This is a genomic window from Aeromicrobium terrae, assembly GCF_008039565.1.
In the GTDB taxonomy this organism is placed as follows: Bacteria; Actinomycetota; Actinomycetes; order Propionibacteriales; family Nocardioidaceae; genus Aeromicrobium; species Aeromicrobium terrae.
Window position 1 is genome coordinate 365973 of record NZ_VDUX01000002.1, and the last position, 12667, is coordinate 378639.

The 12667-nt window shown below is 68.5% G+C and carries 11 protein-coding genes and 1 tRNA gene; 4 read left to right on the plus strand and 8 right to left on the minus strand.

The genetic code is table 11. The features are described from left to right. Positions 1 to 405: 405 nt before the first annotated feature. The gene (locus tag FHP06_RS05415) at positions 406 to 999 is read right to left on the minus strand and encodes a TetR/AcrR family transcriptional regulator (protein WP_147684552.1); all 594 of its coding nucleotides are present in this window, start codon (positions 997 to 999) and stop codon (positions 406 to 408) included. Between the two features lie 126 nt (positions 1000 to 1125). On the opposite strand from FHP06_RS05415, the gene FHP06_RS05420 reads away from it, so the two are divergent. From FHP06_RS05420 to FHP06_RS05435, 4 genes are all read left to right on the plus strand, one after another. After that, a complete protein-coding gene (locus FHP06_RS05420) occupies positions 1126 to 4161 on the plus strand; it encodes an MMPL family transporter (protein WP_230973414.1) in 3036 nt (1011 codons plus the stop codon). Between the two features lie 463 nt (positions 4162 to 4624). Then, positions 4625 to 6025: a replication initiator gene (locus FHP06_RS05425; RefSeq protein ID WP_330999610.1), complete on the plus strand. Its 1401-nt coding sequence runs from the start codon at positions 4625 to 4627 to the stop codon at positions 6023 to 6025. A gap of 38 nt (positions 6026 to 6063) precedes the next feature. Next, positions 6064 to 6228 (plus strand): helix-turn-helix transcriptional regulator, encoded by a 165-nt coding sequence (locus FHP06_RS05430; RefSeq protein ID WP_230973431.1) that lies wholly within the window; start codon positions 6064 to 6066, stop codon positions 6226 to 6228. After that, positions 6225 to 7304, plus strand: coding sequence for a tyrosine-type recombinase/integrase (locus FHP06_RS05435; protein ID WP_147684555.1), 1080 nt, complete (start codon positions 6225 to 6227; stop codon positions 7302 to 7304). Before FHP06_RS05430 ends, FHP06_RS05435 begins: the two co-directional genes overlap by 4 nt. 61 nt (positions 7305 to 7365) lie before the next feature. On the opposite strand, the gene FHP06_RS05440 is transcribed toward FHP06_RS05435, so the two are convergent. The 7 genes from FHP06_RS05440 to FHP06_RS05470 all read right to left on the minus strand — a co-directional run bounded on the left by FHP06_RS05440 (position 7366) and on the right by FHP06_RS05470 (position 12666). After that, positions 7366 to 7438 (minus strand) — tRNA-Ala (locus FHP06_RS05440). A gap of 30 nt (positions 7439 to 7468) precedes the next feature. Next, on the minus strand, positions 7469 to 8266 hold the full coding sequence (gene sepX, locus FHP06_RS05445; RefSeq protein ID WP_147684557.1) for a divisome protein SepX/GlpR: 798 nt from the start codon (positions 8264 to 8266) through the stop codon (positions 7469 to 7471). Positions 8267 to 8498: 232 nt separating this feature from the next. Next, complete coding sequence (locus tag FHP06_RS05450) at positions 8499 to 9041, minus strand: GNAT family N-acetyltransferase (RefSeq protein WP_230973415.1); 543 nt, start codon at positions 9039 to 9041, stop codon at positions 8499 to 8501. Positions 9042 to 9076: 35 nt separating this feature from the next. Next, complete coding sequence (locus tag FHP06_RS05455; RefSeq protein WP_147684560.1) at positions 9077 to 9565, minus strand: MogA/MoaB family molybdenum cofactor biosynthesis protein; 489 nt, start codon at positions 9563 to 9565, stop codon at positions 9077 to 9079. Then, positions 9558 to 10037, minus strand: a complete 480-nt coding sequence (moaC, locus tag FHP06_RS05460; RefSeq protein ID WP_147684562.1) for a cyclic pyranopterin monophosphate synthase MoaC — start codon at positions 10035 to 10037, stop codon at positions 9558 to 9560. The genes FHP06_RS05455 and moaC overlap by 8 nt, the downstream gene beginning before the upstream one ends. Beyond that, entirely contained in the window at positions 10037 to 11296 is a 1260-nt protein-coding gene (gene glp, locus FHP06_RS05465; protein WP_147684564.1) for a molybdotransferase-like divisome protein Glp, read from the minus strand. The genes moaC and glp overlap by 1 nt, the downstream gene beginning before the upstream one ends. A gap of 5 nt (positions 11297 to 11301) precedes the next feature. Next, positions 11302 to 12666 (minus strand): UTP--glucose-1-phosphate uridylyltransferase, encoded by a 1365-nt coding sequence (locus FHP06_RS05470; RefSeq protein WP_222706370.1) that lies wholly within the window; start codon positions 12664 to 12666, stop codon positions 11302 to 11304. Between the last annotated feature and the right edge of the window lies 1 nt (position 12667).

The following is a 12667-nucleotide window of genomic DNA, read 5'->3' on the forward strand; positions in this document are numbered from 1 at the left end:
TGTGAACTTCCCTCCGGCCCTACGGTCCGGGGGTGCGTCGGGGGTGCGCGATTTCGAAACTGACCACGGGAGGGTCGCCGGGCCGACCATCAGCCCTCTTGTGCGTCGGTGCCCGGGGTCAGGGGTGGCCGGAGGCCATCGCGGAGCGACGCGCAGCGCCCTTGACGTCGGGCGGCGGCGTGCAAACCCTTTGGGATCGGGCCGGTGACTCGGTCGCAGGTGAATGCGGTGCGCGAGGACGGCGCGCCAGCGCCGCCCGCAGCGCGCCACGCGCCGGAGGCGCGTCTTGAGACAGAGAGGAAAGTCGTAACCGGTCCGTCGATGCGCGGGCGTCATTCGTCACGACGTGCGGCGAGCGCCTGGATCTGAATCGGCTGCTGAGCGATGCGTTTGGTCGTGCGTACATCACTCGCGCGGACGGAGACCTTCAAGGAGTAGGTCGCAGACAGCCTGGACCGTTTCCTGCGCGTAGGAAGCTGCGTGTTCGGGTTGCGCGACCGTACCTGTGAGACCAGCGATGGTGATGGTGCCGAAGACGCTCAGCGCGGCCTTTCCGGGGTCCTGGACGGCTCTCAGCGTTCCGTCTTCGACTCCTTCGCGGAGCAGCTGCTCCAACGGCTGGTGGAACGCCGACTCGAGAGCGGTAGCCAGCTCAGGGAGCCGAGTTGCTCGGCCCAAGTCACCGACGAGCGCACGGCATGCCGCGGGATTTTCCAGCATCACGCGCATCTGGGCTTCGACCGCCCACTTGAGGCGATCGATGGCGGTTCCAGGCTTGCTCATCGCCGCGCCGACCTCGCCGGCTATGGACTCGAGAAGGTCGCCCAAGAGGAACGCGAGGATCTCCTCTTTGCCGCGAAAGTAGTAGTAGAGAGTTGCAATGGGAACGCCAGAGGCGTCCGCAATCTCCTCGATCTTGGCGTCGGCGATTCCTTTGTCCGCGATGAGATCAGCCGCTCCGTAGAGCTTGGCCGCGAGCTTGGCAGGGACGTTCCTCATCGGAGGGGGATGTCCGGCGACTGATCTACGAGCTGTGAATTGACGCGAAACACCTTCATGGCGCAACCTTACTTTGTAATTTGATTACAAAGTAGAGATTCAGAACTGCGATACGAATCATGAAGGGTGTCAACGGTGCTGGACGGGATTCGAAGAGGCTTTTCGGCTGCCGGCCGTCGACTCGGCGGGCTGGTGGAGTCGATGGTCTCCGTCGGCCACCGGTACCCCCGGCGGATCATCGCGGGATGGTTGATTCTCGCTGCGGCCTTGACCGTGTTCGTGACGCCATTGAGCGCCGTCGTGGAGCGCAGTGCGACCGCGTTTCTTCCTGACGATGCGCCCACCCTGAAGGGCTTGCGTGCGATGGACTCGGCCTTCGGCACAGGTCGGACGTCGTCATACGTGATCGTGGTGGTTGTCGCCCGGGACAAGCTCGATGACGATGACCAGGCGCTCTATGAACGACTGGTGTCCACGTTGCGCTCTGAACCGGAGCGGGTCTCGGAGGTGCAGAGCTACGTCGGGGACGAGCAGGCTCGCAAGGCTCTGACGAGCAAGGACGGAAAGGCGACGTACATCTCGGTCGGGCTGCCCGCTGCTGTGGGCTCGCCACAGGCCGACGAGGATGTTGATTGGCTGCGACGGACGATCGCGGACCTGGATCCACCGGCCGGGACCAAGCTCTACGTCACGGGCGATCCGGCGATGATCAGCGACCTGACGACCGCGGTCAACGAAGCCTCCAACAAGGTGACCGGGGTGACGGTCGCGCTGCTGCTGGTGATCCTGTGGCTGGTCTATCGCAGGTGGGCGGCCGTGCTCGTTCCGTTGGCGACCATCGGCGTGGCACTTGTCTGTGCCAGAGGAATCCTCGCGTTGGCAGGCGAGCACGGTGTTTCCTTGTCGAGCTACACAGATGCCTTCGTCATCGCGATCACGCTTGGCGCTGGCACCGACTACTGCGTCTTCCTGATCAGCAGGTTCCGCGAAGAGTTTGCGGTCGGTCGGGCACCGAGCGATGCGGTGGCTGTCGCCTGTCGTCGCGTCGGACCGGCGCTGGTGGCCTCTGCGGCCACGGTGATTCTTGGCGCGATCTCACTGTCCTTCGCCGATCTTGCGATCTTCTCGACCACCGGGCCGGCCATGGCCATCAGCGTTGCCGTCACGGTCGCCATCAGCCTGACGTTGGCGCCTGCCCTGCTGTCGCTGTTCGGCCACTTCGTCGGTCCTGGCGCCGCAGAGCCTGGGCGTCGCTGGGCATGGGTCGGTGGTGTGATCGAGCGTCGACCTGCCCGCGTGTTGCTGGCATCGACATCGGGGCTCTTGCTCCTGGCCGCCTTCGCTCCGACCATGACTCTGACCTTCGACGAGCGCAGCGCTCAACCTGCAGACACGCCGAGCAACCTGGGCCTCGCTGCCTTGGCAGACCACTTTCCGCGCAACGAGGCGCTGCCGGACTATCTCCTCATCACGTCCGACCACGACATGCGCACGAGTCGAGACCTCGCGGTGCTCAACGCCGTGAGCGTAGCGGTCTCGAAGGTGCCATCAGTCGACCTCGTGCGAAGCATCACCCAGCCAGCCGGAACGCCCCTGAAGTCGGCAGTCATCGCAGATCAGCTGGGCGACATCGCCTCCGGATTGCAGAAGGCAGACGACAAGCTGAAGGCGGGGCGGCCCGACCTCGAACGCCTGGCATCAGGAACGAATGACCTCGATTCAGCCCTGGCGCAGATCACCGAAGGCGCAGAACGTGCCGCTGACGGCTCGGGAAAGCTCAGTTCTGGCACTGGAAAGCTGGCATCCGGCTTGTCGAAAGCGGCAGACGGCACCTCCAAGTCGGCGGACGGAGCGCAAGAACTCCGATCGGGCGCTGCTCGACTGGCCGGGGGGCTGGAGCAGAGTCATGCAAAGGTCACGGCTGTCGTCGACGGCATGGACGTGATGGTCCGAGCGCTCAACCGCGACCTGATCTGCACGGCCGACCCGGTGTGCGCTCGCGTCCGCAAGGGGTTGCGTCAGATTGCCGACGGACAGCGACGCGAGCTCCTGCCGGGGCTCGCTGAAGCCGCCCAGGGAGCCCGAAAGCTGGAGGGTGGCTCGAGCGATCTCGCCGGCGGCCTCTCACAGATCGCCGACGGACTCCAGCAGGCCGACGACGCGAGCCGCAAGATCGCCGCCGGCCAGGAAGAGCTCGCCGAGAAGCTGGGCCAGCTTGCGGCTGGCAGTGGGAAGATCTCGACCGGTACCGCCGACCTCGCGCGGGGCGTCAACAAGCTGGTGGACCAGACCGGGCAGCTCCAGCGCGGGGTGGGAAAGTCAGCGGACTATCTCGACAAGGTCAACAAGAACGCCAACACGCCTACGGCGGGAGGCTTCTACCTGCCGGCCGAAGCGCTCGACAATGCCGACTTCGCGCGCGCCCGAGGCATCTACCTCTCCGAGAGCGGTCGAGTCGCGCGCATACAGATCATCGGCACCAGCGATCCGCTCACACGACAGGGCCAAGAGCGTTACGAAGCTGTCCGCACCTCCGCCGACCAGGCGATTCGGCACACTGCACTCGAGACGTCCAGCGTCGAGGCGACGGGAGCAGGCGGCCTCGGCGCCGACCTCAAGCAATACCTGTTCACGGACGCGAAGATGGTGGTTGGTCTAGTCCTCCTCGTGGTGCTCCTCGTTCTCATCCTCTCGTTGCGGGCCCTGGTGGCGCCTCTGTATCTGCTCGTCTCGGTGGTGCTGTCGACCGCCGCCGCCCTCGGCCTGACCACTCTGGTGTTTCAACACCTCGGCGGCACCGAGATCGGCTTCACCGTTCCCGTCATGGTGTTCGTCCTCCTGGTTGCGGTTGGTGCCGACTACAACATCCTGCTGATGAGCCGCATGCGTGAGAACGGCCTCAGGCTGACTCGTGGGGATGTGGCACGGGCCGTGATCCACACCGGGCCGGTGATCACCGCCGCAGGCGTCATCTTCGCTGCGACATTCGTTGCGCTGCTGTTCTCGCCACTGACCAACCTCGCCCAGATCGGGTTCGCTGTCGCATCAGGGCTTCTGCTCGACACATTCGTCGTCCGCAGTCTCGTCGTGCCAGCGTGCGCGGCGCTCCTGGAGGATCGCAACTGGTGGCCGAGCGTCGGCACGGAAAAGCAAAGCGAGTGATCCCGCGTCGCGTGTCGTCGCGAAACTGTCGGCGCTCGGTGGCATGGTCGTGGGTGCGGAAAACTTCATATGACATGACCTGAAATTGATGGGGTAGTTATCCCCGGGGGTCGGCTCCCCTTTCGGCTTGAATGCCGCACACACGGATCGCCGCAGACACGAACAGACATCGCTCTCTTCCGCAATCTTCTTGTTTGTCGTCTCGGCGCTGCACGACCCGAACGCTGAGGCTTGATTGCTCGCTTTGGTGATCGTGGTTCTCCGAGTCCGGGTGTGCCGCGTGGTCGGGTCGTAGTAGCCGCGCGGCACACCCTGCGGGGCGGTGGAGCCGGTGAGCAGCAGGTCCCGTCGTGTCGTGCACGAGACCATCCCGGCCCTTTTCCCGGACACGTTCGGTCCTGAGCACGCGATCGAGGGTGTGCCGGTCCTGTCGGAGACGGCGGGCGAGCAGGTCAAGAGCTTCATGGCCTCACCAGGGTTCGACTCGTGGACCGAGGCGCTGGCTCGGGTTGGGAACTGTGCGCATCCGATCCGGCTACGTGGTCGTTCGGAGACCGTCGACACGGCGACGGGTGAGATCGTCTCGGCCTACTCCAGTGAGGACGAGCCTCTCGGTGTCACCCATGTGCGGTGTGGGAACCGACGAGCGTCGGTGTGCCCGTCCTGCTCCCGGCTCTACGCGGGCGACATGTTCCACCTGATCCGCGCCGGCATCAGTGGCGGCAAGACCGTGCCCGAGCAGGTGGCGGAGAACCCGCTGGTGTTCGCCACCGTCACCGCGCCGTCGTTCGGGACCGTGCACACCCGCCGGAATGGACGCCGCTGTCACCCCACCAGCAGAGGTCGATGTGAGCATGGTGAGCCCCGTTCCTGCCACGCCATGCATGCGGAGGACGATCCGCAGCTGGGTCAACCGCTGTGTGGTGACTGCTACGACTACGCCTCCCACGTGGTCTGGCAGTGGTGGGCACCGGACCTGTGGCGCAGATTCACCATCGCCCTGCGTCGTCTGTTCGCCCATGCCCTCGGGGTTCCGGCGACAAGGTTGGGTGAGGTGGCGACGGTGCAGTACGCGAAGGTCGCCGAGTACCAGCTACGAGGTGCGATCCACTTCCACGCCCTCGTCCGTCTCGACGGACCGAAGACCGCCGGCGGCTTCGAACCCGCACCCGACGGGCTCGACGCCGACCAGCTCGCACTGCTGATTCGCGAGGCCGCCGCATCAGTGCGGCTGACCGTGCCCGGCGTCGACGTTGATGACCCGGCCCGGGTGCTGGCGTTCGGCCGCCAGCTCGACGCCCGCGCTGTGCGCACCGATCGCCGCACCGACGACCCGGATCGGACCCTGTCGCCGGAGCAGGTCGCCGCTTACCTGGCGAAATACGCCACCAAGTCCGCCGACGACACCGGAGCCACCGACACCGCCCACCACGCCCGAATCCGCGCCACCGTCCGCGCCCTCGACGACCGCGCCAAGCGTGCCGGCCACGATGGCTATGAGCTGCTGAGCAAGTGGTCCCACATGCTCGGCTTCCGTGGCCACTTCGCCACGAAGTCCCGCCGCTACTCAATCACCCTCGGAACGATCCGTCGCTCACGCCGCCGAGCCCAAGCACTCCTCGCCCAGGCCAAGGAAGACGGCACGCCTGTGGATCTCGCAGCCCTCGAAGCCGACCTTCTGGCCGACGATGACGACGAGACCACCCTCGTCCTCGGCCGCTGGGAGTTCGTCGGTGCCGGCTGGCACACCGACGGCGAACGGACCCTCGCCCTCGCAGCCGCCGCCCGAGCCCGCGAGTACGCCCGAGAGAAGGCACAGCAGAACAAGGCGAAGACACAGCACAACTCGGGAGGAAGATCATGAAGCAACACGACGCGGAGCCCATGGAGCGGCTCCCAAAGATGCTCAGCACGACGCAGGTCGCAAAGGCCCTGAATGTCAACCCGTCGACCATCAGCCGATGGCGCTCCTTGGGCACTGGCCCACGCGTCTACTGGCTCGGACCGTCCTGCCCTCGCTACCGCGAGGAGGACGTCCTGGAGTGGCTCGAACGGAACGCAGCATGACTGTCCGCAAGACGCCCGGTGGCCGCTGGCGTGGCGTCGTCAAGTCCGGTCGTCAGCAGGTGGCCAGCAAGACGTTCGACACTCGCAAGCAGGCGATCGGCTGGGTGGCTCGGGAGCGAGCAGCGATGGCCGGGGGCGTCGATCCCCGAGCCGGCCGACGAACCGTTCGGACTCTGTTGCCCGAGTGGCTGGAAGAGCGGCAGCACGCCGTCTCTCGCAAGACCTTTGTCTCGGACTCGTCGCTTCCCCGCCTCGTGCCGCCGGCACTCGCTGCGCTGCAGATCGGCGTCGTCACGGACCGTGAGGTCACCCGGGCCTTGATCGCGCTGAATCAGTCCGGTCTGGCCGAGTCGTCGGTCAGGCGCTTCCGCGCTTCACTGTCCTCGTTCTTCGCCTGGGCCGTGCGCGAGCGCATGATCGCCTCGAACCCCGTCATGACGACGCGAGTGCCGAAGGGTCGAGGCACACGAACGGAGATCCGTCCGTTCGCTGAGGACGAGCTCGAGTCGTTCTACATGGCGGTCTCGGCTCGCGATCAGCGCTTGGCCGACATCCTGCTGATCGCGTCATGGACCGGCTTGCGGTGGTCGGAGCTTCGCGAGCTGCGGGTCCGTGATTTCGTCCAGATTCCGATGCCTGTGCTGCTCGTCAGCCGGGCGGCGCCGGAGGGCGTCAATGCCAAGCTCACCAAGTCGGGCAAGAGCCGGCGCGTACCGGTCGCCGATCGCGTCCTTCCGCTCGTGCTGTCATGCGCCGCCGACAAGGGCGCTGACGACCTCCTCCTGACGACGAGGTCGGGTCACCGGCTCCATGCGTCGTCGGTCAAGCGTGCAGTCGTGTGGTCGAACGTCGCTCCCGGCCGTCGGATCCACGATCTGCGACACACCGCGGCATGCCTGTGGTTGGCCCGAGGCGTCGATCCGGTGACCGTCCAGGCGTGGCTCGGGCACGCGTCGATCGCGACGACGAACATCTACCTGCACCACCTCGGATCATCGGCCGACCGCACCGGGTTGGACCGCTTGAACCGGTCGGGGGGCGCCGGGGGTGCGCATCAGGCCGGTCTCGGCGAATGACGCAGACGAAACCCCGCCTCCGCTGCGGTGAATCTGCAGGTGAGACGGGGTATCCGATCGGTGGAGCTAGGGGGATTCGAACCCCCGACCTTCTCATTGCGAACGAGACGCGCTACCAACTGCGCCATAGCCCCAGGGACGACGTCGAGGATATCAGCCCAGGATCACTCGCCGGCGGCGCGGCGGGGAGCTTGCTCGTCGTTCGCGGAGGCGCCCGGCAGCTCGACGTCCTCGCCCTCGACGTGGCCCGAGGTCCAGGCACCCGGCTGGGCGAAGTCGATGGTGCGGACGGTCCGGCCGGCGCGCGGCTTGGTGACGTAGGTGGGCAGCGTGACCGGGAGCGGGTCCCAGACGGCTTCGCCCGTGGTGGCCACCGACGGGACCGCGATGACGAGCTGCTCGTCGAGCGCGTCGGCCTCGAGCTCGACTTCCAGCATGACGTTCTTGCGGCCCGGGTCGACGTCCTCGATCTGGCCGGAGACGATGACCGTCTCCTCGTCGGCGAAGTCGACCTTGCGCTCCTTCTCGGCCTGCGTCGGACGCTCCGAGCGCACCTGGACGCGGCAGGCGACCAGCCACGCGACGACCAGTCCGACCGGGGCGGCGACGGAGTACACCGGCACCACCTTCGCGAAGGCCAGCGCGCCGACGACGGCGGTGAGGAACAGCAGGGTCAGCAGCGTCCGGCGACGGCGCTGCGCGGCGATCCGGGCGGATCGGGTCTGGGGGCGCTTCTCGACCGCAGGCTCAGTCGTTTCGACAGGCTCAACGACCGTGGACTTCGGCTCACCGATCTCGGCCTCGGGCTCCTCGGTCGTGCGGCGGTGGATGACGCGGCTGAGCGGGCTGAGGTGCTCCAGGGACGACGTCTTGGTGACCTCGTCGTAGCGGCGCAGCACGAGCGGGACGAAGTACGCCGCCCACACGGCGACGACGAACGCGACGATCAGCCCGGTACCCACGTGCAAAACCGTAGGCCCCCGCGCGGGCGATTCCCGGCACCCGACACCGTGTGTCGGATGAAACCTGTGGTGCTGGTGTGATTGATCGACGCTTCCACGGAGAAGTGGGCACGCGGTCGCTAGGGCGGAGCCCGGGAGCGAAGCGAAGCGACCTACGCACGTGTCTACCGTGACGTCGCTTCGGTCGCAGAGCTCCCTCCCGCGTCTCCGCCGCTAGCGACCGTGGCCTGTACTAGAGCCGGTTGACGACGCCGTGGCGGGCGTCCTCGGCGAGGAGCTGGAAGATGCGGTGGTCGCGCCAGTCGCCGGCGATGTGCAGGAACTTCGGGGCGAGGCCGATCTCGGTGAAGCCGAGCTTCTGCGGGACGCGGAGGCTGGCGACGTTCTCCGGGCGGATCGCGATCTCGATGCGGTGCAGCTGCACGACGCTGAACAGGTGGTCGCAGATCAGCGCCACCCCGGTGGGCGTGATGCCCTTGCCGGCGTGCTTCTCGGCCACCCAGTAGCCGAGGCTGGCCCACCGCGCGCTCCCCCAGGTGATGCCGTTGACGGTGAGCTGGCCGACCATCTCGTCGTCCCAGGTGAGCGCGAACGGCATCGACTGGCCGGCGCGGGCGCGGCGGCGCATCGACCCGATCATCGCCCGGTACGTCATCGTCGGCCGGCCCGCCTCGGGCGGCAGCGTGGCCTCCCACGGGCTCAGCCAGGCGGAGTTCTGGCGACGCAGCCGCTCCCACGTGCGCGCGTCCCGGCGACGCAGGGGCCGGACGCCCACGTCGCCGCGCTGCAACGTGACCGGCCACCCGCGGGTCAGGGCTCGGTCCTCTCGTGGTCGCCGCCGCGCAGCTGGTCGACGGCGTGCGGCACGACGTCGGCGAGCACCTCGATGGCGTCCTTCACCCCGCCGCGCGAGCCGGGCAGGTTCAGGACGATCGCGCGGCCGGAGACGCCCGCGAGCCCGCGCGACAGCATCGCCGTCGGGACGCCCTTGGCGACGCCGGCGGCCCGCAGCGCCTCGGCGACGCCGGGCAGCTCGCGGTCGAGCAGCGGCCGGGTGACCTCCGGCGTACGGTCGGTGGGGTTGATGCCGGTGCCCCCCGTGGTCAGGACGACGTCGGCACCGGCGTCGAGCGCCGCGCGGATCGCATCGCCGACGGGCTCACCGTCCGGCACGACGACGGGGTCGGCGGTCTCGAAGCCCCAGCGCGTGAGCGCCTCGACGAGCAACGGACCGGTGGTGTCCTCGTAGACGCCGGACGACGCGCGACCGGACGCGACGACGACGGCCCCCTTACCCATCCCGGCTCCAGTCGCCGCTTCGCCCCCCGGACTTGGCGACCACCTCGACGTCGGTGATCCGGGCGTGCTTGTCCACCGCCTTGACCATGTCGACGAGCGCGAGCGCGGCGACGGTGACCGAGGTCAGCGCCTCCATCTCGACGCCGGTGCGGTCGGTGGTGCGGACGGTCGCGGAGATCTCGACGGCGTCGTCCCCCAGCTCGAGGTCGACCTCGACGCCGCTGATCGCCAGCGGGTGGCACAGAGGAATGAGGTCGGGCGTGCGCTTGGCCGCCATGATCCCGGCGATGCGCGCGACCCCGAGGGCGTCGCCCTTCGGCACTCCCTCGCCGCGCAGCAGCTTCAGCACCCGGTCCGACACCTCGACCCGGCCCCTGGCCGTGGCCTCGCGGGCGGTGACGTCCTTGCCCGACACGTCGACCATGCGGGCCGCGCCGGTCTCGTCGACGTGGGTCAGGCGCTCGTCACCCATCAGAACGGCCTGTCGAGCACCAGGGTGCGGACGGTGTCGCCGAGGTTCAGCGCCGTCTCGTCCTCCCCCACCACGATCAGCGCGTTGGCCTTGGAGAGGGCACCGACGAGGTGCGAGCCGTCGCCGGAGATGGGCGTGACCTTGGCGCCTCGGTGCGTCACCTCGAACACCGCGCGGACGTACTGACGCACGCCCGAGCGGGACTCGAGGTCGGACGCGAGCACGGCGTGCACCATCGGACGGCGGTACGGCGTGCGGCCCATCATCCGGCGGATGGCCGGCAGCACGAACACCTCGAACGAGACGTACGCGGAGACCGGGTTGCCGGGCAACGTGATGATCGGCGTCTGCTCGTCGAGCACCTTGCCGAAGCCTTGCGGCTTGCCCGGCTGCATCGCGACCTTGTCGAAGCTGACGGTGCCCAGCGCGGAGAGCGTCTCCTTGACGACGTCGCGCTCGCCCATGCTGACGCCGCCGCTGGTGACCACGAGGTCGGCGCGCACCAGCTGCTCGGACAGCACCTGCCGGAACGCCCGCGGGGTGTCCTCGACCGCGCCGACGCGGTAGGCGATGGCACCGGCGGCTCGGACCGCGGCGGCCAGCATGTAGCTGTTGCCGTCGAAGATGGAGTCGTAGTCGAGCTGCGAACCGGGGTCGCGGAGCTCGCTGCCCGTGGAGATGATCACGACGCGGGGGCGCGGGCGCGCCTTGACCCGGCCGGCACCCAGCGACGCCAGCAGCCCGATCTCGCGGGCGCCCAGCACGGTGCCCGCCTCGAGCACCACCTCGCCCTCCCGCACGTCGGCGCCCTGCGGCCGGACGTGGGCGCCCTCGGCCGGACCGTGGTGGATGGCCACCCGAGAGTTGCCGTGGTCGGTGCGCTCGAACGGGACGACGGTGTCGGCACCCTTGGGGATCGGCGCACCGGTCATGATCTTGACCGCCGTGCCGGCGCTGATGGCGAACGGCTTGGCCGAGCCGGCGTGGATCTCGCCCACCACCGGCAGCACGACCGGGTCGCTCTCGCTGGCGCCCTTCACGTCCTCGGCGCGCAGCGCGTACCCGTCCATCGCCGAGTTGGCGAACCGCGGGAGGTCGATGGGCGCCGTGTAGTCCTCGTGCAGCGGCAGGCCCAGCGACTCGACGATCGGCTGGTCGTACGGCTCGAGGGGTCCGACGCCTCGGAGGATCCGTTCCAGGTGGTCCTCGACGGTGATCAGATCGTCGGGGATGCTCGCCGGACGGGGGCGGTCGGACATGCGCCTCACCCTAACCGGGTGTTCGCTGCAATGGCGCGCGCAGTGCCGTCATCCTCCAGCTCGACGTCGCCCCGCACCACGACGGCCCGGCCGAACCTCCAGTCGCCGCGCACGGTGAGCGACCTGGCGTCGACCAGCGACGGCGGGTCCGGGATGCGGGCGTCGAAGTCGCCGATGGTCGTGTAGAACCGCCGGTCGAGGTCGACGAGCGGCGGATCGACCTGTGCTCGGACCCGGAAGTCGGGGCCGACGCCGTACACGTCGGAGCGGAGCAGGAGCAGGTCGTTGGTGGTCTTGACCGGCAGGAACCGGGACCGGTCGACCTCGATGGCCGTGGCGCCGTCGAACACCTCGACGCCGGCGCCCATCGCCGACTCGATCTGCACGACCTTCGGCGATGACGGGTCCGTGGGGTCGACGGTCTTCTCGTTGCGGATGAGCGGCAGGCCGAGCACGCCCTCGCGCTCCGCCAGCGTGCGGGCCACCTGCTCGAGGTCGAACCACAGGTTGTTGGTGTGGAAGTAGCGGTGCCGCGTCATGTCCGCCGCCGCCTCGGCGTCCTCGTCGGCGGTCTGCGCGGTCTCGCGGAGGACGAGCCGACCATCGCTGCGACGGACCACCAGGTGGCCGCCCTTCACGTCGGCCGGCGTGCGGCGGCAGACCTCTGCGGCGTACGGGGCGCCGGACGCGGCGAACCAGCCCATCATCGCCGGGTCGGGGGCGGCGCCGAGGTTGTCGGCGTTGGAGACCGTGGCGTACCTGAACCCGGCGTCGAGCAGGGTGGCGAGCACGCCGGACGTCTCGAGCGCGGTGTAGAGGTCGCCGTGGCCCGGTGGGCACCACTCCAGCGACGGGTCGGCCGGCCACTCCACCGGGGTGAGGTCGTCGGCGCGCAGCTTGGGCTCCCGGTTCTGCAGGAAGTCCTGGGGCAGCTCGCCGTTCAGGTCGTCGGGGAGGGCGGCCAGCGTGTCGTCGCGGGTGCGGAAGCTGTTCATGAACAGCAGCGGCAGACGGACGCCGTTCTCCTCGCGCACGTGCTTCACCTGGCCGACGATGACGTCGAGGAACGTGAGGTCGGCGCGCACCGGGAGCAGCGTCTTGGCGCGATCCATGCCCATGGACGTGCCAAGGCCGCCGTTGAGCTTGATGACCGCGGTGACGGCCGCGGCCTCACGGGCCGTCGCGTCGTCGACGCGCAGGTCGGCTGCGTGCGCGACGTCGGTGAGCGGCTCGACGTCGTCCTCGCGGATCATCCCGCGGCTGCCCTGCTCCAGCTCGCGGTAGAACGCGCTGAAGACGTCGATGGCCCGGGAGGGCACTCCCGCGTCGGCCATCTTGCGTCGTGCCATCTCCAACCCGCTCATCGCCACC

What these genes read in the sequence shown, in the direction of transcription:
- glp (WP_147684564.1), bottom strand. Translation starts at nt 11,296, where the DNA reads ATGTCCGACCGCCCCCGTCCGGCGAGCATCCCCGACGATCTGATCACC.
- FHP06_RS05455 (WP_147684560.1), bottom strand. Translation starts at nt 9,565, where the DNA reads ATGGGTAAGGGGGCCGTCGTCGTCGCGTCCGGTCGCGCGTCGTCCGGC.
- FHP06_RS05430 (WP_230973431.1), top strand. Translation starts at nt 6,064, where the DNA reads ATGCTCAGCACGACGCAGGTCGCAAAGGCCCTGAATGTCAACCCGTCG.
- FHP06_RS05415 (WP_147684552.1), bottom strand. Translation starts at nt 999, where the DNA reads ATGAGGAACGTCCCTGCCAAGCTCGCGGCCAAGCTCTACGGAGCGGCT.
- FHP06_RS05435 (WP_147684555.1), top strand. Translation starts at nt 6,225, where the DNA reads ATGACTGTCCGCAAGACGCCCGGTGGCCGCTGGCGTGGCGTCGTCAAG.
- FHP06_RS05425 (WP_330999610.1), top strand. Translation starts at nt 4,625, where the DNA reads ATGGCCTCACCAGGGTTCGACTCGTGGACCGAGGCGCTGGCTCGGGTT.
- moaC (WP_147684562.1), bottom strand. Translation starts at nt 10,037, where the DNA reads ATGGGTGACGAGCGCCTGACCCACGTCGACGAGACCGGCGCGGCCCGC.